Origin of the sequence: Massilia sp. TWP1-3-3, assembly GCF_049897805.1 — a bacterium.
In the GTDB taxonomy this organism is placed as follows: domain Bacteria; phylum Pseudomonadota; class Gammaproteobacteria; order Burkholderiales; family Burkholderiaceae_D; genus Telluria_A.
This window is the reverse complement of sequence record NZ_JAFCWX010000048.1, coordinates 1-22,743: the sequence shown is the minus strand read 5'-3', so window position 1 is coordinate 22,743 and position 22,743 is coordinate 1. Positions and strand designations below refer to the sequence as shown.

The following is a 22,743-nucleotide window of genomic DNA, read 5'->3' as shown; positions in this document are numbered from 1 at the left end:
TTCAATCTCTGTTTAATGTCCTTGCGGACAGATCGCTCACTCAAAATACTGACAGGCCACTTCTTGCGAAGCGCCTATATTTCTTCTTTGTGAACATTTGATAATTTAAGTATTCAACTCGGCTTACGCCTCGTTGGCACCTTCATCAAACGCCCACACTTATCGACTGTTAATTTTTAAAGAGCTATTCGGTACTGCCTTCCGTGCCCTACGAAGCGTTTTGTTCGTAAGCAGCAGAGAGGTGAGATTATGCAGCGTTTCGCGTTTTTCGTCAACCTCTATTTTACTGCGTTGCCTCGTTTGAGACACCCTGCACGCCTTGTGAAAGACACGCTGCTTTTCAGCGGGAGGCAGACTATAGCAAAGGCTCCCGCGCCCGGCAAGGCCTATTTAAACTGCCCGCCACTTTCACCACGGCCGCTGACGGTAACAATGTGCCGTTCAGCGCGACCCACGCCATCAGCATCCCTTGCGAAAGTGATGTGGACCGGCAGGAAGCGCGCGATCACTTCGGCATTTGTGATGGCATGCTGCGATATTGTCTGGGCCGTGAAACGCCCGCCGCCCGCCAGCGCCATCGGAAGCAGTAACTGGTCTGCCAGATGCTCGCCCACCGCCGCGCCGGATGCAATATAGCGACGCGCCTCGTTCAGCACGCTTTTGGCAACGCTCTCGGCGCGCACGGCTTTTTCGCCAAGCGCCGTGAATACGTCGGTAACATATTCCGATTCCAGCGTGATCATCAGTGCGTTGCCCGGTCCCTGGTCGCCCGGCAAGCCGCGTACCCGCAATTGCGACTCTTCCCAGCCCATCCCCATGCCCACTACTTCCAGCTCGCGGGTGGCGACGTTCAGTGGAACGCCAGCAATGAGCGCCTCGGCAAAACCTGCAACGCGCTTGCCGGGTTCCATCAGCGATATCTGCTGCAACTGCACGCACGGCGCAACGGTCGCGATCATCACGCCGCCGCCCGCCGGATAGAACCCGGTGCGCACCAGTTCAATATCCACCGATGCGCCCATCGCCTTTAACACGCGGACGTACGCGCGCTGCAGAAAATGCGCCGGCGGCGCCATGCCGTTATGCGTGCCCCCGCTGATGCGCACCGTCGACGGGCCGTCCGCGTGCACCAGCGCCAGCAGCAGCGTCTGCAACACCAGCGTGCAGCTTCCGGCCGTGCCAATGGCAAACTGGTAGTCGCCCGCCTTGATGCGCTTGGGCGAAAACGTCAATTCGGTGGAACCGACTTGGGCGTCGGTGACTACGGCATCGCTGATCGCCGCGGCCGACTGCACCGCCACCAAATGCTGGCGCATCAGCCCCGGCTTGGAACGGTTGGCGCGAATCTGCGTGATGCGAAACGGCTTCCCTGTAATCATCGACAGAGTCAGGGCACTGCGCAAGATTTGTCCGCCACCTTCACCGGTGGCGCCATCGAGTTCAATCAACATACTGCTTCTCTTTCTTGTTGTTTTAATGTGGCACGCGTCATCCCTTGACGCACACCACCTGCTTCAAAATATGCACCACATCGACCAGGTCGCGCTGTGCGTGCATGACGGCGTCGATATCCTTGTACGCCATCGGAATCTCGTCGATCACATTTGCATCCTTGCGGCATTCCACGCCCTCGGTCGCCTTGATCTGGTCGGCCAGCGTGAAGCGGCGCTTGGCTTCGGTGCGGCTCATGGTACGTCCGGCGCCGTGGCTGCAGCTGTGAAAACTGTCTGCGTTACCTTTGCCACGCACAATAAAGCTTTTTGCACCCATTGAACCGGGAATGATGCCCAGTTCACCGGCACGCGCCGATACCGCGCCTTTACGCGTCACCAGTACATCCTTGCCGAAGTGGTGCTCCTTCTGCACATAATTGTGGTGGCAATTGACCGCCTCGACGTGCGTGTCGAACGGCTTGGTAATGACGGTACGGACGGCGGCAATCAGATTCGTCATCATGACTTCACGATTCATCCGTGCAAACTTCTGCGCCCAGCTCACCGCTTCGACATAATCGTTGTAATGCTCGGTCCCTGCGGCCAGGTAAGCCAGATCCTGGTCGGGGAGATTAATGAAGTGGCGGCGCATATCCTGCTTGGCCAGTTCAATAAAGTAGGTACCGATGGCATTACCCACGCCACGCGAGCCGGAGTGCAGCATGAACCACACGAAGCCTACTTCGTCGAGGCACACTTCAACGAAGTGATTACCGCCACCCAGCGTTCCCAGGTGGCGATAGTTGTTCGTGTTTTTCAGCTTCGGCGTCTTCAGGCAGATCGCATCAAATTCATCCTTCAACAATGCCCAGGCCGCATCGACCGGCGCCGGCGGCGTGTTCCAGGACCCTTCATCGCGGCCGCGGAAACCACGCGTTTTCGGCGACATCCCGTGCGGAATGGCGCGCTCGATGGCAGAACGCAGCTTGCTCAGGCTATCTGGCAGGTCGCTCGCGCACAGCGTGGTTTTGGCCGCCATCATGCCGCATCCAATATCCACGCCCACCGCCGCCGGGATCACCGCACCCAGGGTCGGCACCACGCTGCCGATGGTCGAACCTTTTCCCAAGTGGACGTCAGGCATGACCGCAATGTGCTTGTAGATAAATGGCATCTTGGCGGTATTGGACAGTTGCGCTTTCGCGACGTCTTCCACCGGCACACCCTGGGTCCACATTTTTACGTGGGTGCCGCCTTCAATATTCATGACGTCGTAGTTTTCGTTTTTCATGTAGTTTTTCTCTGCTCAATAAGGGTGATGACTAGAATGGTGAAAAAATGGAGCGTGCCGGATTCGAACCGGTGCGCCGGACTTGCATCCGGCGTTCTCCTACCAATGTATTTCCACCGGCATTCATCGAAATAATTCGAGCCACGGCAGGACAAGAAATTGGTGTGATGTGAACAATTTTGGAGTGTAATCACACCGGCATTCCTGCCAGGCTCAAAAACGGGACTGCTAAAAATATAATGACAAGGGACGGCGTACTACATGTCGACCGCTTCAATCTCCCCGACCCAATGCTGTGCGCCCAACTGGCCGGCGGCGAACGCGGCGACGATTCTGAAAACATCGTCGGAAAAACCACCAATGTTCAGCACGTCTTCACGCTCAGTCGCCTGGCTGGTCGCGTTCGGCGTGCAATCGACACACACCAGGCGCGCCTGCGGATTGATGACTTTGAACTCATTCCAGCGCTGCATCGTCGCGGTCATGCCGTGCGGGGCATCGATCCACGATTCATTGTCGGACACAAATACCACCAAGTTTGCCTTGACCTTGTTCTTGACCATCAGCGCCAGCGGTGCGCTGCAGCTCGTTGCGCCGCCGCCCAGTGCCGCCAGTTTCTGGGCATTGGTCATCACGGTATCGCGCGGGTTCAAATCGCACCGCACGACATCGCCGGCAAATGGGATCACCATCGCCCCCGGGTTCTTGCGCAACATCGCTGCAGCGACCAGGGCCGCCACGTCGATACAGCGCATGGCCGACGTTGCCGAACCACGATAGCCGGATACGGGCGAACCCATCGAACCCGATACATCCGGGCAAACCACCACGCGGCCTTCAATCTCCGGCACGTTAGACAGCGCAATCTCCAGCGCGTCTTCCAATGCGTTGCGAATTTTGCGCGGCACCTCATCCGATGCCGCTTTAAAAGCTGCCATCAACTGGTAAGGAAACACGTGCGCCTTTGCAATGACTTCTGCATCGCGCAGTTTTGCCGCGATCAGGCCAATCATGCCGGGAACCCTGTACACGCCATGCCGTCCGAAAGTGTTCAGGTTCATCCGCACCATTTGCCAGCTTCCTTGCCGCGCAATTTGCGCCCAATCCCCAGTGGACAACTCCAGCGATGTCAACATTTGAAACGGTACGTCCGGCAAAGGCTGCGTGCGGTCCGACTTGTACGCTTCAAACGCCCTCAACTGCGGCGGCAATGCATCCGCATCGAAGGGCTTGCCGATCAACCAGGCAAAAAATGCCGCTCGCCAAGCATCAGCGGGTTTTGGGTGCACCATCTTCACCACGTCCGCCAGCGATGGCGCGGTCCCCACCGACGCTGACAGCAACTGCGCTTGCGTTGCATTGTTCAACCACTGTTGCACCAGCTTTTTTGGACGCGTGCCCAGTGACTTGCGGCCCACCGTCCCCGAACGGGTCATCTGCACGAAGTTGCGCAACATCTTCCCATTGTTGATGACACGGCGGAAGGCCGGCGCCAGTTCAGCCGCGCCTTTGCCGGCAAGCACCACCGCCAGCAAGGCGGGCATGTCCTTCATGTAACCACGTTCGCGGCAGTAGACGGCCGCCTGGGCGATAAACGCTGCATCGACTTGCTCGCACAATTGCAACACGCTTGCCAGTTGCGCCTCGGCATTCGCGTAGTACGTGGCGTTCAGGCATCCAGTGGCGGCGTACTGCGCCAGCTGGTGGCGCGGCGACATGGCGTAGGCCGGGGCCTGCGCTGCGTTGACGGTATCCGCGACCGGTACGAACTTGCCGATTACTGACTGGAACAACTGGGCATTTGCCATTTTCTTTTCCTCTTTTTATTCTGTTTGTATGACTCCTATTGCAAGTGGTGTGCCAGGTCGCGCCACAGTAGATCCGCAACGGCGTAAGCCATTGATAACTATGATTATGTTGACCAAATGCCCACCATGGCGGTCATGGACGGAAAAGCGCATGCTTGCGCTATAATTATTTTTAAATATAAACATTTATACAAAATGAAAAAGAAACGCATCGTCGTCATCGGTTTCGTCGGCACCCAGCTCGACAGTGGCAAAGGCAGCGGCCGCTGGGAGCGCTGGCGGCCGACTGTCGCGCTGACCCAGCAGGATGACGTCATCATCGACCGCATCGAGCTGCTGTATAACGGCAGTGTTGACAGCCTGATCCAGCAGGTCAGCCAAGATATTGCCTCGGTGTCGCCGGAAACGTCCGTGATTCCGCATGCGCTGCATATCGACAACGCCTGGGATTTCGAGGACGTCTACGGCACTTTGTTTGACTTCGCCAAGTCCTACCCTTTCGATCCGGACAACGAGGATTACTGGATCCACATCACCACTGGTACCCACGTGGTGCAGATCTGCATGTTCCTGATGACCGAGGCGCGCTTTTTCCCGGGCCGCTTGGTCCAGACCTCGCCACCGAAACGGCAAGGCGAAGGCCAAAGCGGCACGTATGCACTGATCGACCTGGACCTGTCCCGCTACGACCAGATCGCCCAGCGCTTTTCGCGCGAGCAAGCCGAAGGCGTGGATTTCCTCAAGTCCGGCATCGCCACGCGCAACGACCGCTTCAATACCATGATCGAGGAAATCGAGCGCGTTGCCATCAAGTCAAAAGCGCCCATGTTGCTGATGGGCCCGACCGGCGCCGGCAAGTCATTCCTGGCGCGCCGCATTTACGACCTGAAAAAGGCGCGCCACCAGCTCGACGGCAAGTTTGTCGAACTCAACTGCGCCACTTTGCATGGCGATGGCGCTGCTTCAACGCTGTTTGGCCACATCAAGGGATCATTCACGGGCGCCGCGTCGGACCGGCCGGGTTTGCTCCGCACGGCGCACAAGGGGCTGCTGTTCCTCGATGAAATCGGCGAACTCGGCCCGGACGAGCAAGCCATGCTGCTCAAGGCGGTCGAAGAAAAGCGTTTTTTCCCCGTCGGCAGCGACAACGAAGTGCAAAGCGACTTCCAGCTCATTGCCGGCACCAATCTCGACCTGGCCCGGGAAGTGGTGGCGGGCCGTTTCCGCGAAGACTTGTATGCCCGCATCAACTTGTGGACCTACGCGCTGCCGGGCCTGCGCGAGCGGCCAGAAGACATTGAGCCCAATCTGGCCTATTTGCTGGCGCGCTTCAGCGAAGAAAATGGTCAGATGGTGCGCTTTAACAAGGAGGCGCGCGCAAACTACATGCGGTTCGCGATGTCGCCGCAAGCACTATGGATGGGGAACTTTCGCGACCTGTCGGCCTCGGTCACGCGCATGGCCACGCTGGCCGAAGCGGGCGGCATTACCGAATCGATCGTCGCCGACGAGACCACCCGCCTACAGCGTCTGTGGCGCCACCACAATTTGCCGTCAGATGGCGGCGGAATGGACCTGGCCGACGTGATCGGCCAGGAAGCCGTGGCAAGCCTCGACCTGTTCGATGCGCTGCAACTTGGCGCCGTGATCGCCGTATGCCGGCAATCGAAGTCGCTCTCGGACGCCGGCCGCAAGCTGTACGGCGTGTCGCGCGATGCCAAGAGCAAACCGAATGATGCGGATCGCCTGAAAAAGTTCCTGGCGCGATTTGACGTGAACTGGGACCAGGTCACCAACAGTTCACCTTAGCTCGCGCCGCCTTCGGTACGCTCGCTGCCCCTTGCTGCGCCGGCACCCAAAGCGCGCCGAGAATGTTTCAGGCACGCTGCGCCCGCGCCGGGGACCAGTGCGCATGACCGCCCTCACCGCAGGCTCAGCGTCTGGCGTTTCCACGTCGGATCTTGCCAGCGGTGAAACAAGCTGAGCGACCCGGGCTTGTCTGCGCCATTTTCCACCGCCAGCGTTTCCAGGTTCACAACCTCGAAACTGCGCTTGAACCGCCCTTCCACGCGCGCCTCGCGCACCACCAGCATTTTGGCCGCGCCCGGCACCCAACCGGCAAACTCCGCATAGCCGATGTCGGGATCGACCGCCGCCGGCGGCAACACATCAATCGCCCACCCGGTCGCCACCTTGTGGAACACCCACAACTCGCGCCACGCGGCCATCGGCTGGACTGCCAGCGCCAGCGCCGTTCCCTGTGCATTGCTGCGTGCCGATGCAGGCCAAACAATGCCGTAGGTACAGCGCGTCGCCAAGGCAGGGGCGCCCGCTTTTGCATGCAAGGAAACACAGCTTTCTCCCGGCTGCCCGGGCCGGACCTGCACCGACAAGAGCGCACCAGGCGCCACCGAGCTTTCCGCTGCCCAGCGCACACTGCCCGCGCGCACGCCTGCGTCGGCATACGCTGAAGCGTCCTCGTCTGCCAGGTCGATCTTGCTGACGCTGCCGAGCGCATCAAGCGCGCGAATAGCGGCCTCTTGCGACGGCTGATGCCTGCGCGCCCGCTCAAAAGCCACACTCGACCAGACCGCCGCGCGCCGCATATACACGCGATTTTTGATGTGCGGCGGCAAATCTTGCAGCGCGACCTTGTCCAGCACATCGGCGCGCCACTGGTCGGCAGCGTCGCGCTCGCCCGGGCGCTGGGCCGGATCCAGGCATTCCTGGCGCGTCAGCCCCAGCGCCGCCTTGGCCTGCTGGCGCGGCTCGGCCTTTAGCGCCAGCACGCGCCGGTAAGCGTCACCGTTGTAGCACAGCTGGATGCGGCCATCGCTCTCATAGCCGCGCAGCACCACGCCGTAGTTCTTTACCACTTCCATGTGCGCCGCCAGCGCCACGTCCTGCATACCCTGCTTTCCCTGCTTGGCCGAGGCGCGCCTGGCGAGCCGCTCGGCCATGCCGCCCAGCGCGTCGAACGCTTCCGGACCAATGGCATTGGCCGGCGCTGCCTTCAGGAACGCCGCCGTGTAGGCAATGCCCAGCGCTTCGGCACCCGGCGTATCCTTTAGAAAGCGCACCACCGCCAATAGTTCGCCGGCCTCACCGGGCTGCAGCGATATTTTGCGCACCTGCGAGGCGCGAATGTATCCGGCACGTTCGCGCACGTGATCGTACACTTGCAGGTAATCCATCATTTCGCCGCGAATTTCAAGGCTGTCCCCTTGCCACACCACCGCCTGCTGTTGCGCCGCATCCTTGGGCGCGGCGCGCAGCGACGCCTGGTCCTGGGTCACGATCGCCATCGAGGCGATTGCCGCTGCCACCAATAATGTGCCTGGCATGATTATTCTTCCTTCGCTGCAACGACTTCCACGGGAGCCACTGCGGCAATTTTTTGCGTCCCAAGCAAGGCGGCCCCAATGAATCCGCCATCGGTCGGCGCCGGCGCGATGATCACCGACACCTTGTCCGACAATTTATCGGCCATGGTTTTCTGGATCAGCAAGGGGTGTTGCGAGAGCAGCGCGCCTTCACGCGCCATTTGCGTGGTGGTGACCTTGCCGATCAAGTCCTGGCGATAGGCCTCGGCGTCCGCCAGCTTGCGGCGCGAGTCGGCTTCGCCGGCGGCCTCAATCACGCGCGCCTGGGCCGCGCCTTCGGACATCCTGATGCGCGAGACCTTGTCGGCCTCCGCTTCCAGCTGGCGCTGCGCAATCTGCTTTTCCTTGAACGGGAGCACATGCTTCATGGCTTGTTCCTGGGCGCGGGCGGCGATGATCTGCTCGTTGCCCGCCGCTTCCGCCGCCTTTTCGCGGGTGATCTTGGCGGCGTCCGCTTCCAGTTCGCTCTGCTTGACCATTTTCTCCTTCAATTCCAGCGTGTAGCGCATTTTCTGGGTTTCCAGTTCCTCGGCCAGCAGTTTTTCCATGCCTGCCTTGTATTCCTGCGGCAAGCTGATCTTGCCGATCGTCACACCGCGCAACAGGATGCCGTCGCCGGCCAGCTTGGGTTTGAGTTCGGCTTCAATCAATTGCTGGATCTCGGCGCGCTTGGAAGAAAAAATTTCGCGCACCGTATAGCGGGTGAACACCTTGTAGATCACGCCCTGCACCGCCGGCTCGACGACGCTGCCGTTGATGTCAGGCGGCAGCGTTTTGGCGATCGCCGCCATGCGCGCCGGATCGAGCGCGTAGCGCACCGACAAGTCCACCCCCAGCGCCAGCCCTTCCATCGACTGGAACGGCGCGTCATCCTTGCTTGCCGGGCGGTACACCTGGTCGAACAGCGTCAGCTCGCGCAGGCTGTGCACGCCGGGTAGCACCCACAGCGCGCCTTCGCGCACCGTGCTGCTCGATCCGGTCAACTGGTTGACGCGCACGCCGATATAGCCTGGCGCCACGGTATGCACCGGCGGGTGGGCGAACATCAGGTAGCCGGCCCCGCCCACCACGCCCAGCAACAGGCCGATGCGTCCCAGCCGCAACTTGCCGGCCCCTTGGGCGCCGCTGCGAAACGTCGCGGCCACCCTGCCGGCGCCGCGCGCCAGCGAGGAACGTACAGCTTGCACCATGATCTTGATCCGCTGCGACATGTGATTCACCTTGTAAGTGGGGCCGGTTCGGCATGAAGTGCGTCTCCCGGTACTGCATGGTGGCGCCACCGATGCGGAAGTAACAATGGCCGGGCCGGGGCAGAACCCACCCGCGCGTGAGTAAATGCTCACAGCAGTTGTATGACTTTTGCCGGGAAAACGTGGATACTCGGGTCTTCCCATCAGGAGAGAACCACCATGGCCAGAGTGGCTGTCATTGAAGACGACCTGCCGACAAGCAACCAGCTCGCGGCATGGATCGCGTCGGCCAGTCCCGGCATCACGGTCGACCAGTGGTTCAGCCGCGACGAGGCGGAAAGCGCCATCGCGCGCGAGCGCTACGACTTGATCGTGCTCGACATTGAACTGGGGCGCGAGCGCCATGCGGGCGTGGCGATCATCAACGCCATCAATAAAAAATATGCGACGCCGGTGCTGGTGGTGTCGGCCATGCCGGCCACGATTTACCGCAGCATCATGAAAGCGCTTGATGCCTGGGATTACTTGCAAAAGGCCACGTTCGAGGAATCGGACTTCATCGATACTTTCCTGGAAATTTTGCGCGCCGTGAAAGAACGGGCCGCCATCGCCAGCGAGAAAAAAGCGCCTGGCAAGGAACTGGAGATTGACCCGCTGCGCCAGCGCAATCCGACCTGGCGCGGCCAGCGCATCAACCTGCCGCTGACGGCCCAGCGCATCCTGGCCGCACTGTTCGCGCGCAAGGGCGAGGTAGTCTCGTACGACGAGCTGTACGAGGTCGTCAAGAGCGGGCGCAACCGCGACAATATCCGCAAGCACGTGAGCACCATCCGCGACGCCTTTCGCGAAATCGACCCCACTTTCGAAGGCGTCGAAAACGTGCCCATGCGCGGCTTTCGCTGGGTGGCGCGCCAGGCATGAGCGTGCGTTTCATGCGCGTCGTTCCCTACCGCCTGCGCATCTTGCTGCGGGCCGCATTCTTGCTGCTCGCACTGGCCACGCTGGGCCTGGCGGTATCGGTACTGCAGCAGGAAAAGCAGCTCAGCTACAACAGCTACGCCGCAGGCTTTCAAAAAAATGCGCAGCACATTGCCGCCACGCTGCGCCACCCGACCGGGCAACTCGCGCTGCTCAATCCGCTCCGCAGCGACGCCCCCGCCACCGCCTTGCATCCGGTGCTGCTGCCCTTCGGCTCGCTCGACTTCGACGACCAGAACAAGGTGCAGCAAGCGATCGCGCTCTCCGGCTGCCTGGTCCAGTACGGCAGCAGCGGCAACTTGTGCGTGGGCGTGGGCACCAATGCCTGGGCCGGCGGCTTTATCTATGTGGCCGGCAGCTTTGACGGCACGGCGCTGGTGTCCCACAAGACCGGCGACGAAATTCTGAACCAGTCGCACCGGGTGCTGGTCAGCGTCAAGATGCGCGGCCAGCAATACGACTGGATCGCGCCCTTTGAAGAGTCGCCGGAGAACGCTGCGCGCCGCAGCGAAACCGGCATGCGCGGGCGCCTGACCGGCTTTCGGGCAAGCGACCACGGCTACCGCAAAATGAACCCGGTAAAGGATTTCCGCGGCTGGATCTGGCAAAGCGCCGACTGCAACCCCGGCGCCCCGGCACAAGCGAACGGCGCCTGTCTGCACAATGCATTTTTCTCGCTGCGCCTGCCAGTCGGCTTGCTGCGCGACGCCCTGTTCGATGGCAAGCGCCCGGTCTGGCCGCCGGCCGACCTGGACCACATTGCCGTCAGCGTCAAGGTGCTGGCGCCCGGCACCGGTCCTGCACTGTTGGACAGCGCCAGCGACAGCACCGTGCGGCCGTTTTCCCTGACCGACCTCAAGGCCGCGCTGCTGCCCGGTGAAACATTAAGCATCCAAAAGGCCGGCGGGCCGCCACTGATCGCGCTGACTGGCGCCGACCTGCAGGCAGAGCCGACGTGGCGCTTGCTCACCAGCCTGATCCGCCGCTTGCCGGTCGACGCCTACGACGCGCCGCTGACGGCCACGGAAACCATTTCCATCCCGTCCGGCCGCTACCAGGTCACGCTCGGCGGCGACGTGCGCAGCGTCAGCAAGAACCTGAGCGTGGTGGCCAGGCGCCTGTCGTGGTACGTGGGCGGTATGCTGCTGGCCCTGTTGCTGGCGTGGCTGGTGATTGAGATCGGCGTCATCAGCCGCATCCGCGTGCTGATCCGGCGTGCCGATTCGGTCGCCAAGACGGTCAAGGGCACCGGTGCGGCCGACGAATTCGACCTGTCGGACTTGCGCGGCGAAGATGAGTTGGGCGTGCTCGCCAGTTGCCTGCACGACTTGCTGCGCCGGGTGCGCGAAGATGTCGAGCGCGACACGATCCGCGCAGAGCAGGAGCGCGACATGTGGCACGCGGTGGGTCATGAAATCATGTCGCCGCTGCAATCGCTGCTGGCCTTGCATGCCGACGCCGACGGCCAGAGCAGGCGCTATCTCGCGCGCATGCAACAGGCAATCCGCGTGTTGTATGGCTCCGCCTCGCCCAGCGAAGCGTTCCAGGCCAGCGTGGTGCAGGTCGGTGAACTGGACTTGTCGGCCTTTCTCGAACACGTGGCGGCCAATGCCCCGTGCGCCGGCATCGATAACGTGTGCTTCATTGGCGGCGGCCAAGCCGTCCTCGCGCGCGCGGATGAATATTGCCTCGAAGATGTGGTCACCCACGTGCTGCGCAATGCCGCCCGTTACCGGCTCGACGGCAGTCCCATCACGCTCACGCTTGCCGCCGTTGAAACCGGGGCCACGATTACCATCTTTAACCAGGGACCGGCCATCGGCGACGAGCTGATCAGCCGGGTGTTCGAGTATGGCGTCTCGGACCAGCCGGACTCGGGCGCGGAAGGCAACCGCGGTCAGGGCTTGTTTGTGGCCAAGATCTACATGGCAAAGATGGGCGGCACTATCAGTGTGCTGAACCATGCGGACGGCGTCAGCTTCGTGCTCAGCTTGCAGCGGGTGCAGGCCTAGCAAACTGCCGCCAGTGTGAATTGCAGTACAGATGGACAGCTCGTCAGCAGGATAATGGCAGCTGGACTATCCTGTCCTGTTCCACCACCAGTTCGAGGCGCCCCTGTCTACTGCATCCGTCAAAACGTATTTGCCCTGGGTGGTCGCCGCTGCCTTGTTCATGGAACAGCTCGACGCCACCGTCGTCAATACGGCGATTCCCGCGATTGCCGCCAACCTCCAGGTCACGCCGCTGAGCCTGAAGTCCATCGTCTCGAGCTACATCCTCAGCCTGGCGGTGGGCATTCCCGTCAGCGGCTGGATGGCCGACCGCTTTGGCACCAAGCGCGTGTTCGCGGTCGCCATCACGGTCTTTACGCTGGCCTCGGTCCTGTGCGGCCTGGCCTTGAATACGCCGATGCTGATCGCCGCGCGCCTGCTGCAGGGCCTGGGCGGCGCGATGATGATGCCGGTCGGGCGCCTCACCATCATCCGCACCTTTCCCAAGGCCGAGCTGCTCGGCGCCATGAATTTTGTCATCATTCCCGCCCTCATCGGCCCGCTGCTGGGCCCGACCGTGGGCGGCCTGATCGTGCACTGGACGTCGTGGCGGGTCATCTTTTTCGTCAATGTTCCGGTGGGCATGCTGGCCTTGTACCTTGTCTACCGCTACATGCCCGACTACAAGGCCGACATCCGCCGCCCGCTGGACGTGGTCGGCCTGGTGCTGTTCAGTTCGGGGACGGCGATCATGTCCTGGCTGCTGGAAATTTTTGGCGAGCACACGCTGTCCCCAAGCGCAATGGGCGGCCTGTTTGCGCTGTCGGTCGGCCTGCTGATCGCTTACGCGCTACATGAGCGGGGCATGGAATTTCCCCTGCTGCGCCTGGCGCTGTTTCGGGTGCGCACCTTCCGCATTTCCGTGGCGGGCGGCTTTATCACGCGGCTGGGCATTGGCGGCCTGCCTTTCCTGCTGCCGCTGCTGTATCAGCTCGGCCTCGGATTGCCGGCCTGGAAGTCCGGCTTGCTGATGATGCCGGCCGCATTCGCCGCCATGAGCATGAAACTGGTGTCGCAGCGCTTGCTCAAACGCTTTGGCTACCGCAGGATTCTGACCGTCAATACCTTGTGCATTGGCGCTACCATCGGCCTGTATTCCTTCGTCGGGCCGGGTACGCCGCTGGCACTCATCGTGCTGATTTCAGCGATGCAAGGTTTCTTCAACTCGATGCAGTTTTCCAGCATGAATTCGCTGGCGTACGCCGACATCGATGATGCCGATTCCAGTATGGCCAGCACCATGTCTAGCTCGTTCCAGCAATTGTCGATGAGCTTTGGCCTAGCGGCAGGTTCCATCGTGGCCGCCTGGTACCTGGGCAAGGTGCCGCAGACCAACCAGCCGATGGTGACCGATGCGCTGCACCATGCATTTTATGCGCTCTCGGCAATGACCATCTTGTCGTCAGTGACCTTCTGGCGCCTGCGCGCCACCGACGGCGAGAGCATCAGCCGCGGCATTGCGCGCGACCAGAGCACGCCGGCGGTCAACCAGGCGTAGCAACTTTCAGGACTGCCCGTTTCCGGCGGGCTGCTCGGCCAGTGACTGCAAGGGTGCAGGTGGTTCGACCCGCCCCATCTCGGTTGGCAATGCCACCCGTACAGGTTTGCTGTGCATATTGGTCGACGACAGCACGTTCTCGGTCGCCTCCGGCGCCGCATCCCATACGGGCGCATCGATTCCTTCGAACACGGCCTTGAGTTGATGGCCCCAGTTATTGCGGATCATCTGGAAATACTGATTGCGTTCGTCGATCGTGACAAAGCGCGTCACAGCCAGGCTGCCATCTTCGTACACCAGCAAGTCCAGCGGCAAGCCCACCGAAATATTCGAGCGCAGCGTGGAATCCATGGAGATGAGTGCGCACTTGGCGGCGTCGTCGAGCGAGGTCAGCGGCGTGACGACACGGTCGATGATGGGCTTGCCGTATTTGGCTTCGCCGATCTGGAAATAGGTGTTTTCATCGTGCGACTCGATAAAGTTGCCCGCCGAGTAGATGAGAAACAGGCGGCAGCGCTCGCCGCGGATCTGTCCGGCCAGAATGATCGCAATATTGAAATCGACGCCGAACTCCGCCAGCCTGAGCGAGTCGCGGGTATGGACGATGCGCACCGCTTCGCCGACAATACGCGCCGCTTCATACATATTGGGCGCGTTCCAGATCGTCATGCCATCTTTGCAGACATGATCGGCCACCAGTTGGCGCACGGATTGCGAAATCGACAGATTACCGGCGGTCATCAAGGTGATCACGCGGTCGCCCGGATTTTCAAACACGCTCAACTTGCGGAAGGTGCCGACATGGTCGACCCCGGCGTTGGTGCGCGAATCGGCCAGCAACACCAGCCCGGCGTTCAGGCGCATGCCTACACAATATGTCATGGCCGTAATTCTATGGAGGGGAAAGGCCCTATTTTACACGGGCACGATCAGCGCATGGACGCTCATCGCCTCCTGGCCGCCGCCGCGCCGCATGCCGCGCACCGGGGCGGCCGACTCGTAATCGCGGCCAATGGCCAGCCGGCAGTACGATGTCGTCATCAAGCGGTTGTGGGTGACATCAATGCTGATCCACCCGGAAAAATCGGCGTCGTCGACCCAGGCGTCGACCCAGGCGTGGCTGGCCGCGTGGCCGGTGAACTCCGGATCGATATAGCCAGAAACATAGCGTGCGGGAATGCCATGCGCATGGCAGCAGGATAAAAACACGTGGGCGTGGTCCTGGCATACGCCGGCACCCAGCACCAGCGCCTCGCCCGCAGTACTGAAGACATCGGTCGCGCCGCTCTGATACGCCACCGCGCCGTAAACGTATTCGGCCAGCTTCATCACGTCGGGCGTGCCCACCCGCGCGCCGGCCTTGGGCAGCGTGCGCGCCGCCAGCTCGAGCAACTGCGGGGTCGGCTCTGTCAGGCGGGTGGAGACCGTAAAGATCAGCGGCGACAAGCTTTCATCGTTGGCCAGGCGAGCGCCGGGCAGCAGTTCGGTGGCGATGACGCCTTCGACGACAATGTTCACTTCCCGGTGCGGTTCGTTGAGCGTCAGCATGTGCGACAGATTGCCGTAGGCATCGGTATAAGCCTGGCAATTTCCCGGCGTACTGATACGCCAGGACAAGACGCGCTGCTGCGCTTCGGCCCGCGGCGTCAGGTGCAGTTGCTGGATGCTGTAGGCCTGGGCGACCGTGTAGCTGTAGGAGGTTTCGTGACGAATGGATAATTGCATGTCAGGCCGCCAGGGGAACGAGGAAATCGCGGCTGATCCGGTTGCCCAGTTCAAAGATGCGTTCCATGAAATCGGTCAGGGTGTCGTGCAAGCCCGCTGCGAGAATATCGTCGATGCGGGCGAACTGTAGTTCCGCGTGGATCTTGCCGGCCATGCGCTCGGTGTCGCCCGACACGTCGTTGTGCACCCATTTCAAGTTGGCAACAACCTGGTCCATGCAGGCCAGCAGCGAGCGGGGCATGTCGCCGCGCAACATCAACAATTCCGCCACGCGTTCCGGCGTGATGACATCGCGGTACACCTTGCGGTAGATTTCAAAGGCCGATACCGAACGCAGCAGCGCCGCCCAGTAATAAAAGTCACGCTGGTTCAATGCCTCGCCGTCCTCGTTCGCCTTGGCTGCCAGGTACTTGACGTCCAGAATGCGCGCCGTGTTGTCGGCACGCTCCAAAAAAGTGCCCAGGCGAATGAAGTACATCGCCTCGTCGGTCAGCATGGTGCCCACTGTCACGCCACGCGACAGGTGCGAACGGTATTTGACCCATTCGAAAAATTCGCTTGGATCGTTCTCGAAATTGCCCGACTCGAGGCGCTTTTGCATGTCGAGCCAGGTCGTGTTCTGGGTTTCCCATACCTCGGTGGTCAGCTTGCCGCGCACCGCGCGTGCATTTTCCCGCGCACCGGTCAGGCAGGAAGCGATGGACGATGGATTGTCCGGGTCGCTCACCATGAACGCCAGCACGGTTTTAGGGTCGAGCACGTCATAGCGCGCGTCGAACGCTGCCTCGAGTTCGGAAATGCTCAGCATGGCACGCCAGGCGACGTCCGCCTCTTGCGCCGACTGCGGCAGCATCGACGTCTGCACCGCCACGTCGAGCATGCGCGCCGTGTTTTCCGCGCGTTCGGTGTAGCGCGCCATCCAGTACAGGTGGTCTGCGGTTCGGCTGAGCATTATTTCTCCAGTATCCAGGTATCCTTGGTGCCGCCGCCCTGCGACGAATTGACCACCAGCGAGCCTTCTTGCAGCGCCACCCGCGTCAAGCCGCCCGGCACCATGGAAATGGTTTTCCCGGACAGGACAAACGGACGCAAATCGATGTGGCGCGGCGCGATGCCGTTTTCAACATAGGTGGGACAGGATGACAGCGCCAAGGTCGGCTGGGCAATGTAGCCGTCGGGCTTGGCGATCAGGCGTTCGCGAAACTCCGCGATCTGCGCCTTGGTGGAAGCGGGGCCCACCAGCATGCCGTAGCCGCCCGCGCCGTGCACTTCCTTGACGACCAGTTCGGGCAGGTGGGCCAGCGTGTAAGCGAGGTCTTCGGCCTTGCGGCACTGGTACGTGGGCACGTTGTTGAGCAGTGCTTGCTCGGACAGGTAGAAACGGATCATGTCCGGCACAAAGGGATAAATCGACTTGTCGTCGGCCACGCCGGTACCGATCGCATTGGCCAGCGTCACGCGCCCGGCGCGGTAGACCGACAGCAAGCCGGGCACGCCCAGTGCCGAATCGGAGCGGAAAGCGAGCGGGTCGAGGAAATTGTCGTCCATCCGCCGGTAAATCACGTCAACCCGGCATGGGCCGCGGATGGTGCGCATGTACACGGCGTTGTTGCTGACAAACAGATCCTTGCCCTCGACCAGCTCCACGCCCATTTGCTGGGCCAGGAAAGCATGCTCGAAGTAAGCGGAGTTGTACATGCCCGGCGTCATGACGACAATGGTCGGGTCGGAAGCGCCGGACGGCGCCACCGAGCGCAGGTTTTCGAGCAGCATGTCCGGATAATGGTCGACCGGCGCGATGCGGTTGCGGGCAAACAGTTCAGGGAACAGCCGCATCATCATCTTGCGGTCTTCCAGCATGTACGACACGCCGGAAGGCACGCGCAAATTATCTTCGAGCACGTAGAATTCGCCCGCCCCGGCGCGCACGATATCGACGCCGGCAATGTGGGCGTAGATATTGGAAGTAACATTGATGCCCTGCATTTCCGGACGGTACTGGGCGTTCTTGTAGATTTGCTCGGCCGGAATGATGCCGGCCTTGATGATATTCTGGTCGTGATAAATGTCGTGCACGAACATATTCAAGGCCTTGACGCGCTGCACCAGGCCCGCCTGCAAAGCGCGCCATTCATGCGCCGGAATGATGCGCGGAATAGTGTCAAACGGTATCAGGCGCTCGGTGCCGGCATCGTCGCCGTACACTGCAAAGGTAATGCCCACCCGGCGAAACGTCAGGTCGGCCTCGGCGCGTTTGCGTTCGATGTGTTCGGGCGTTTGCCGGCACAGCCAGGCGTCGAACTCGCGGTAGTGTTCACGCACCGATGTGGCCGACTCATCGGCCATCATTTCATTATAAAAATGCACCATGTCAGCGTATCTCCGTTGGGTTCATGATAAGTATAACAAGAACCGTGCCAGCAAGATGCGCGCCGGAAACAATCGAATCGCACCAAAACCGGGAGAATTCAGCGGTGTTGGTGCAGCCCGCCGTGCAATCAGAATGCCTTGATCAGCGCCTCCAGCTTGACCTTGAGCGACGCGTCGTGCGGCGTGACGGGCGGCACTTCGCGCGCCACGTCAAGCAACTGGTAGACGGCCATCTGCGCCGCGCGCACCGAGTACTCCACGGTAAAGACAACATCGTCGGCAATTTCGACAAACTGGCTCACGAAAGCGAGGTTGTTGGAATTGCGGGGAACCGGCAGCGGCCGGTCGGCCAGGGCGCGCGGCATGAACATGCTGGTGATGTACGGCATGCGGCAAGGAATGCAGGTGGCGCTCGCCATCACCGACTGGTCAAAGTTCAGGTGTCCGCACAGTTCCTGCAAGATTTCCGCGCCACTGCATTCGGCCATGGGCTTGGCGACGAAGTCGCCGATACGGTCCGGGTGCAGCGCATACCCCCAGAACACCTGGGTTCCTTCGGGCTGCCCGATAAAGTGTGGCTGATGGGCCAGCACGACCGACATGAACCAGTTAGAATCCTTGAACGTCACCAAGCCGCCGGTACCGGCGCGGTTGCCTGTAAATTTTTCCATCTGGTCGAAAAACACGGGGTCTTTCAAGGTGACGGTAAATGACGCCCAATACGATTCCGGAATGCTGGAATTGAAGGCGGCCGGGTTGCCAAATTCCGGGCGGCCCTGGGACAGTTTTTCCCACAATGCCCAGCCGCCACTGTCCTTCTTGGTCAAGTGCGCAGGTGGGCGATCCATCGCACCGTAGCTGGACGCATCGGTCATCGAACCGTTCTGGAAAAATACCAGATCGTCCGGCGCCACCGGCAGCATCTCGACGGCGCCTTCGCGCTGGCATTCAATGCCGGTCACAACCCATTTGCCGTCGGCGCCGGTTGCCATCGCCAGGTCCGTGACGGTGCAGTCCATGACAAACACGACGCCCTTGTCCTTGAGCCAGGCGAGCAGCGGGCGCACCAGCGAATCGAACTGGTTGTAGACCGTGCGCTTGACCCCGGCCAGCGTTTCAATACGGGAAAATTCCTTCATGAAGCGATGCAGGTAGCGCTTGAATTCGACTGCGCTATGCCACGGCTGGAATGCGAACGTGGTCGCCCACATGAACCAGAACTTGGTCTCAAAGAATTCCGGCGACAGCCAGTCGGTGATGCTGCTGGTGCCCAATGTTTCTTCATCGGACTCGCTCAGGCGCACCAGCTCCAGCCGGTCCGTCATGCTGAACCCCATCGACGAGACATCAACCTTGAATCGGTTGCGGTCGATCAAGCGTGCCTTTGATTCCGGGATATTTTCAAGATTGAACGCAATGGTTTCGTCGAAGACTGACTGGCCAGGGTGCTGCAGCGAGGGAATCGACTTGAACAAGTCCCAGGTGCACTCGTAATTGTCGGTCGTGAGCATGCGCCCGCCGCGCAAGGTATAGCCGGCGCGGTCATCTCCCCCGCCGTCGAGACTGCCACCCGGAAGTGGCATGGCTTCAAAAATGGTGATGTTGGCGCCCGGGATGCCCCCGTCGCGGATCATGAATGCTGCTGCGGAGAGGGAGCCGATGCCGGCGCCCACTAAATAGGCCTTGGTATTGCTGTTCATATGGTTCCTGTCGTCTGAGTGAGTGCCCAGCACCTCGTCGTGGGTGCATGCTGCATTGCATCAACTATAGGTCATGGAACGAGAGATACCGGGAAGCGCGGTAGAGTTATTGCACTAATACTAACTGTGGCCACCGTGATCAGCGGCGCCTGTCTGGTGTTGGTCTGTCCACTTGTTTCAGCCGCTACCGGCAATACCGTGCAGCAAGCAATGAACAAATCGGCCGCCACGCAGGCGCTCGCTGCAGCACAACGCGATCTCGCACAGTTCGTCGCCCATCAGCTGGCCCGGCGAGGTGCCGCGCCTGGCGACTTTCCGCTCGCTGTCACCGACATGCAAGCGTTGAAAGACGCGCGCATTGCGTATGGCTTTTCCGTATACACCATCGATCCTTCCGATTTGCTCGCCGGCCGCAACACCATGCGTGGCATGGCCAGGCAAGTCAACGAATGGCGCTTCGTCGTTACCTTGAATCAGCAGGCTATCGGCCTGGCGACCGTGGAAAAGAACAATGGGCGATACGAAACCGTTGCCTATGGAGCCGCCGTACTGGCCAAGGACCTGGATGCGGCCGCGGGCCGTTTTGGCAACACGACAAGTCCAATCTGCGTTTCCTGCGCATTTACCAGGCGCGTGCGGACTTCCTGGAAGTGGACAGCGAGGACGGTCGCGGACGCTTTGCACCGCTGCACTCGGCGCGCGAGTCGCTGATGATGCAAAAGGATGCAGGCAAACGGGGGCGCGAACTGCTCGACGAAACCGAGCTCCTGACACCGCTGCGCATCGCGGTCAAGCAAAACATGGCCGTAGCGCGTTAAGCCGGCAACCACTCAAGGAGCGAATATGAAAAAAGTTTTGAACAAGGTTGTATTGGGCGCCGCGCTGATGCTGGCCATTCCTGCCGCAATGGCGCAATGGAAGACGTTGAGTGTTCCGCTGGTGACGCAGGAACATAGCCAGTGGTGCTGGTCGGCGTCGAGCAAGGCGGTGCTCAATTATTATGCAAAGACGCAGAGCCAGTGCCAGATCGTGAACTGGGCGTTCGGGCCTGAACTACGCTTGTGGAAATACCACATTCGACTGGAACAGCTATGCGAATCAGCCCAACAGCATGTATGGCACCAATGGCAGCGTGCAAACCATTCTCAGTGCGTGGGGCGTGTCGAATGGCGCGTACAACAGCGCCTCTTCATGGGCCAGCGTGGTGAGCGACATTAATGCCAACCGCCCGTTCGTGATCCGTTATGGCTGGACCAATGGCGGCGGTCACATCATGGTGGGACGTGGATACGAGACGTACAACGGAACCAACTACGTGTACATCATGAATCCATGGCCGGGCGAAGGGCAGACATGGCGCACCTACAGTTCGGCGGTCGCGGCGTCGGACCACCGGTGGACGCATACCCAACGGATGAATATCGGCCGGGCGAATTGAAGCAGGAATTTTCGCCCCATCATCGTCCTCGCGCAAGCGGCGATGCGACGACTCGCGACCCATAGAACGGATGCCAATAGTGCATTGGAATCGATGCGTTACAGTGACCAGCTGGAGCATGACGTTTCTGGGGACGAACAACTCGCTATTTCTGCGGTTTTCTCTTTCAACACGTGCAGTGTTGGTAACGGGACGCGAGCATGGCGGATTGCATCCGCCCTACGGGGAACCCTGCTTGCGGTTTGACCGGGTAACTCTGCGGACGAAAAAAACCGGGTTTTTGCACTGAGCGCGTTCACCAGCTTTGCAACCGGGTTTTTTCGTTTAAAAAGGCGAGGGCAAATTTGATAGCTCGCGCGTGCGCCGCGTGAGCCGGGCCAGTGTCTGCCAGTCCTGGCCGTTCAACAAATTGATCGGGCGCGCTACGCGCTCGGTTTCTTCTTCGGGCAGCGCGCGTGGCGCAGCTGTAACGACTTTCGCCACACCGCCTTCAAACAACAGCGCCTCGGGCGCGGACGTATTGCTGTTGACGTTGATGGCATATACTTTTTTGTCGTACAGGACGCTTACTTTCTCGACGATCGAATGCCCGACGACAATCGTGTCCGCATCGAATGAGCGCAATGCCGCGACGACATCCTGATCGCCCGCCTTGGCGTACTTGCCCTCTTCGGCCTTGAAGTAGCCGCGGTATTGTGTGACCCCATTAAAACCTAGCACGGCTTCCAGTTCAGCCGTCGGCACCAGCTCGCCGCGCCAATAGCGCCGCATCGCCGTATTGAGCTGCGCAATCGTCAGCCCTTGCTGTACGACCAGCGAGCTGATTCCGCCGTGGGTCACTACCACCCGGCCTGCTTTCACCACTACCGGCTGGGCGCGCAGCCATGCGCCGATCACCGTGTCCGGCGCAAACGCGGCCGCGGCACCACCCATCTTTTCAAGCGCATACAGGTGCTCGGGATGGATCTTGACGGTGTTGCCCCGCAAAAGATATTGTTCGTGGTTGCCCAACACAACATGGACGCTGCCGCCCGCTGCCCTGGCCTGCGCTGCCAGGCCGTGCAGGCGCCACAACACGGCAAACACATCGCTCCCGCGATCCACGGAGTCGCCGGCAATCACCAGCCGATTGGCGCCGAAGTTCCATTCGCCACTTGCAGCGGTGACGCCGAGTTTGCTCAAAGCGCTATTCAGAAATGCGGCATTGCCCTCAATATCGCTCAGCACAAGCAATTTGTCCGGCATCGACACGACAGCATCATCTTGCTGGGCTTTCTGGGGGATGGCGAAAGTGTGGCGCTGTCCGGCGCACGAGATGTGCAAGGTTTCTCCCCTGCCGGCCTGGCGCAGCACGCGATTTTCGCAAAACCAGCTCGCTGACCAGCTGTTGGCCGTGCCCATCTTGACCACGGGACCATCGAACCTGCCGGGAATTGCAGCAGCGTCTCCCGTTCCGGCGGTCATGGGGATCTTGACGTGAGCGATACCCAACAAGGGAAGCATCAAGCGTTGGTGGACACCGGACTTGGTCGACTCAATCTTGGCGAAGAATAGCATCGACCCAAACAGGGCCAAGGGCGCCAATACCAACGCCACAGCGGCGCGCGCCAGGAAGCGTCTTTTTTTTGCTTTCATTACCGTCCCCAGGCATGTCAAGGAACCGATTATAGGCAGGCGCTCGTGCCTTCAGAGTAAGTTGACAACATTTATTTCTACTGTATGCATGTGCACATACAAATTTCGGACGAAAAAAAACCCGACATTTCTGCGGGGTTTTTTAATATAACTAGCCTGACGATAACCTACTTTCACACTGGTTGCAGCACTATCATCGGCGTAATATCGTTTCACGGTCCTGTTCGGGATGGGAAGGGGTGG

At 60.6% G+C, this 22,743-nt stretch carries 18 protein-coding genes and 1 rRNA gene; 7 read left to right on the top strand and 12 right to left on the bottom strand.

Annotated elements, in window-relative coordinates:
- Positions 1 to 386 precede the first annotated feature (386 nt).
- The 3 genes from rtcA to ACP7D4_RS26220 all read right to left on the bottom strand — a co-directional run bounded on the left by rtcA (position 387) and on the right by ACP7D4_RS26220 (position 4,442).
- Positions 387 to 1,451, bottom strand: a complete 1,065-nt coding sequence (rtcA, locus tag ACP7D4_RS26230) for an RNA 3'-terminal phosphate cyclase (RefSeq protein WP_426107789.1) — start codon at positions 1,449 to 1,451, stop codon at positions 387 to 389.
- 37 nt (positions 1,452 to 1,488) lie between these two features.
- Positions 1,489 to 2,724 (bottom strand): RtcB family protein, encoded by a 1,236-nt coding sequence (locus ACP7D4_RS26225; protein ID WP_426212248.1) that lies wholly within the window; start codon positions 2,722 to 2,724, stop codon positions 1,489 to 1,491.
- Between the two features lie 257 nt (positions 2,725 to 2,981).
- Positions 2,982 to 4,442: a vWA domain-containing protein gene (locus tag ACP7D4_RS26220; protein WP_426212247.1), complete on the bottom strand. Its 1,461-nt coding sequence runs from the start codon at positions 4,440 to 4,442 to the stop codon at positions 2,982 to 2,984.
- A gap of 285 nt (positions 4,443 to 4,727) precedes the next feature.
- Between ACP7D4_RS26220 and rtcR the strand changes: the two genes are divergently transcribed.
- Positions 4,728 to 6,341, top strand: coding sequence for an RNA repair transcriptional activator RtcR (rtcR, locus tag ACP7D4_RS26215; protein ID WP_426212245.1), 1,614 nt, complete (start codon positions 4,728 to 4,730; stop codon positions 6,339 to 6,341).
- A 113-nt stretch (positions 6,342 to 6,454) separates the two neighbouring features.
- On the opposite strand, the gene ACP7D4_RS26210 is transcribed toward rtcR, so the two are convergent.
- Both ACP7D4_RS26210 and ACP7D4_RS26205 read right to left on the bottom strand, forming a co-directional pair.
- Positions 6,455 to 7,876, bottom strand: a complete 1,422-nt coding sequence (locus ACP7D4_RS26210) for a hypothetical protein (protein WP_426212243.1) — start codon at positions 7,874 to 7,876, stop codon at positions 6,455 to 6,457.
- Positions 7,877 to 7,878: 2 nt separating this feature from the next.
- Complete coding sequence (locus ACP7D4_RS26205; protein ID WP_426212241.1) at positions 7,879 to 9,126, bottom strand: SPFH domain-containing protein; 1,248 nt, start codon at positions 9,124 to 9,126, stop codon at positions 7,879 to 7,881.
- A 198-nt stretch (positions 9,127 to 9,324) separates the two neighbouring features.
- Here ACP7D4_RS26205 and ACP7D4_RS26200 point away from each other — a divergent pair, with 198 nt between their 5' ends.
- The 3 genes from ACP7D4_RS26200 to ACP7D4_RS26190 all read left to right on the top strand — a co-directional run bounded on the left by ACP7D4_RS26200 (position 9,325) and on the right by ACP7D4_RS26190 (position 13,632).
- Positions 9,325 to 10,026 (top strand): response regulator transcription factor, encoded by a 702-nt coding sequence (locus ACP7D4_RS26200; protein ID WP_426107783.1) that lies wholly within the window; start codon positions 9,325 to 9,327, stop codon positions 10,024 to 10,026.
- Positions 10,023 to 12,095: a sensor histidine kinase gene (locus ACP7D4_RS26195; protein ID WP_426212240.1), complete on the top strand. Its 2,073-nt coding sequence runs from the start codon at positions 10,023 to 10,025 to the stop codon at positions 12,093 to 12,095. The genes ACP7D4_RS26200 and ACP7D4_RS26195 overlap by 4 nt, the downstream gene beginning before the upstream one ends.
- A gap of 160 nt (positions 12,096 to 12,255) precedes the next feature.
- The gene (locus ACP7D4_RS26190; protein WP_426107790.1) at positions 12,256 to 13,632 is read left to right on the top strand and encodes a DHA2 family efflux MFS transporter permease subunit; all 1,377 of its coding nucleotides are present in this window, start codon (positions 12,256 to 12,258) and stop codon (positions 13,630 to 13,632) included.
- Between the two features lie 6 nt (positions 13,633 to 13,638).
- Here the strand turns inward: ACP7D4_RS26190 and ACP7D4_RS26185 are convergent, their stop codons facing one another.
- The 5 genes from ACP7D4_RS26185 to ACP7D4_RS26165 all read right to left on the bottom strand — a co-directional run bounded on the left by ACP7D4_RS26185 (position 13,639) and on the right by ACP7D4_RS26165 (position 19,427).
- Positions 13,639 to 14,514, bottom strand: coding sequence for a peptidase (locus ACP7D4_RS26185; RefSeq protein WP_426107781.1), 876 nt, complete (start codon positions 14,512 to 14,514; stop codon positions 13,639 to 13,641).
- Between the two features lie 33 nt (positions 14,515 to 14,547).
- The gene (locus ACP7D4_RS26180) at positions 14,548 to 15,357 is read right to left on the bottom strand and encodes a transglutaminase family protein (protein ID WP_426212238.1); all 810 of its coding nucleotides are present in this window, start codon (positions 15,355 to 15,357) and stop codon (positions 14,548 to 14,550) included.
- A 1-nt stretch (position 15,358) separates the two neighbouring features.
- Positions 15,359 to 16,309 (bottom strand): alpha-E domain-containing protein, encoded by a 951-nt coding sequence (locus tag ACP7D4_RS26175; RefSeq protein ID WP_426107779.1) that lies wholly within the window; start codon positions 16,307 to 16,309, stop codon positions 15,359 to 15,361.
- Entirely contained in the window at positions 16,309 to 17,727 is a 1,419-nt protein-coding gene (locus tag ACP7D4_RS26170) for a circularly permuted type 2 ATP-grasp protein (protein WP_426212237.1), read from the bottom strand. Before ACP7D4_RS26170 ends, ACP7D4_RS26175 begins: the two co-directional genes overlap by 1 nt.
- Before the next feature lie 128 nt (positions 17,728 to 17,855).
- Positions 17,856 to 19,427: an oleate hydratase gene (locus tag ACP7D4_RS26165; RefSeq protein WP_426212235.1), complete on the bottom strand. Its 1,572-nt coding sequence runs from the start codon at positions 19,425 to 19,427 to the stop codon at positions 17,856 to 17,858.
- Between the two features lie 126 nt (positions 19,428 to 19,553).
- Here ACP7D4_RS26165 and ACP7D4_RS26160 point away from each other — a divergent pair, with 126 nt between their 5' ends.
- The 3 genes from ACP7D4_RS26160 (at position 19,554) to ACP7D4_RS26150 (ending at position 20,865) form a co-directional block, all read left to right on the top strand.
- A complete protein-coding gene (locus tag ACP7D4_RS26160) occupies positions 19,554 to 20,138 on the top strand; it encodes a hypothetical protein (protein ID WP_426212234.1) in 585 nt (194 codons plus the stop codon).
- A gap of 132 nt (positions 20,139 to 20,270) precedes the next feature.
- On the top strand, positions 20,271 to 20,645 hold the full coding sequence (locus tag ACP7D4_RS26155; RefSeq protein ID WP_426107791.1) for a hypothetical protein: 375 nt from the start codon (positions 20,271 to 20,273) through the stop codon (positions 20,643 to 20,645).
- The gene (locus ACP7D4_RS26150) at positions 20,539 to 20,865 is read left to right on the top strand and encodes a C39 family peptidase (RefSeq protein WP_426107775.1); all 327 of its coding nucleotides are present in this window, start codon (positions 20,539 to 20,541) and stop codon (positions 20,863 to 20,865) included. The genes ACP7D4_RS26155 and ACP7D4_RS26150 overlap by 107 nt, the downstream gene beginning before the upstream one ends.
- A 324-nt stretch (positions 20,866 to 21,189) precedes the next feature.
- On the opposite strand, the gene ACP7D4_RS26145 is transcribed toward ACP7D4_RS26150, so the two are convergent.
- Together ACP7D4_RS26145 and rrf are read right to left on the bottom strand one after the other, a co-directional pair.
- Complete coding sequence (locus ACP7D4_RS26145; protein WP_426212233.1) at positions 21,190 to 22,500, bottom strand: metallophosphoesterase; 1,311 nt, start codon at positions 22,498 to 22,500, stop codon at positions 21,190 to 21,192.
- Positions 22,501 to 22,654: 154 nt separating this feature from the next.
- Positions 22,655 to 22,743, bottom strand: a 5S ribosomal RNA gene (gene rrf, locus ACP7D4_RS26140); the annotation flags it as partial.

What these genes read in the sequence shown, in the direction of transcription:
- ACP7D4_RS26185 (WP_426107781.1), bottom strand. Translation starts at nt 14,514, where the DNA reads ATGACATATTGTGTAGGCATGCGCCTGAACGCCGGGCTGGTGTTGCTG.
- ACP7D4_RS26180 (WP_426212238.1), bottom strand. Translation starts at nt 15,357, where the DNA reads ATGCAATTATCCATTCGTCACGAAACCTCCTACAGCTACACGGTCGCC.
- ACP7D4_RS26155 (WP_426107791.1), top strand. Translation starts at nt 20,271, where the DNA reads ATGAAAAAAGTTTTGAACAAGGTTGTATTGGGCGCCGCGCTGATGCTG.
- ACP7D4_RS26225 (WP_426212248.1), bottom strand. Translation starts at nt 2,724, where the DNA reads ATGAAAAACGAAAACTACGACGTCATGAATATTGAAGGCGGCACCCAC.
- ACP7D4_RS26220 (WP_426212247.1), bottom strand. Translation starts at nt 4,442, where the DNA reads ATGTCGCCGCGCCACCAGCTGGCGCAGTACGCCGCCACTGGATGCCTG.
- ACP7D4_RS26195 (WP_426212240.1), top strand. Translation starts at nt 10,023, where the DNA reads ATGAGCGTGCGTTTCATGCGCGTCGTTCCCTACCGCCTGCGCATCTTG.
- ACP7D4_RS26190 (WP_426107790.1), top strand. Translation starts at nt 12,256, where the DNA reads ATGGAACAGCTCGACGCCACCGTCGTCAATACGGCGATTCCCGCGATT.
- rtcR (WP_426212245.1), top strand. Translation starts at nt 4,728, where the DNA reads ATGAAAAAGAAACGCATCGTCGTCATCGGTTTCGTCGGCACCCAGCTC.
- ACP7D4_RS26205 (WP_426212241.1), bottom strand. Translation starts at nt 9,126, where the DNA reads ATGTCGCAGCGGATCAAGATCATGGTGCAAGCTGTACGTTCCTCGCTG.
- ACP7D4_RS26210 (WP_426212243.1), bottom strand. Translation starts at nt 7,876, where the DNA reads ATGCCAGGCACATTATTGGTGGCAGCGGCAATCGCCTCGATGGCGATC.
- ACP7D4_RS26165 (WP_426212235.1), bottom strand. Translation starts at nt 19,427, where the DNA reads ATGAACAGCAATACCAAGGCCTATTTAGTGGGCGCCGGCATCGGCTCC.
- ACP7D4_RS26150 (WP_426107775.1), top strand. Translation starts at nt 20,539, where the DNA reads ATGTATGGCACCAATGGCAGCGTGCAAACCATTCTCAGTGCGTGGGGC.
- ACP7D4_RS26170 (WP_426212237.1), bottom strand. Translation starts at nt 17,727, where the DNA reads ATGGTGCATTTTTATAATGAAATGATGGCCGATGAGTCGGCCACATCG.
- ACP7D4_RS26175 (WP_426107779.1), bottom strand. Translation starts at nt 16,309, where the DNA reads ATGCTCAGCCGAACCGCAGACCACCTGTACTGGATGGCGCGCTACACC.
- ACP7D4_RS26145 (WP_426212233.1), bottom strand. Translation starts at nt 22,500, where the DNA reads ATGAAAGCAAAAAAAAGACGCTTCCTGGCGCGCGCCGCTGTGGCGTTG.
- rtcA (WP_426107789.1), bottom strand. Translation starts at nt 1,451, where the DNA reads ATGTTGATTGAACTCGATGGCGCCACCGGTGAAGGTGGCGGACAAATC.
- ACP7D4_RS26200 (WP_426107783.1), top strand. Translation starts at nt 9,325, where the DNA reads ATGGCCAGAGTGGCTGTCATTGAAGACGACCTGCCGACAAGCAACCAG.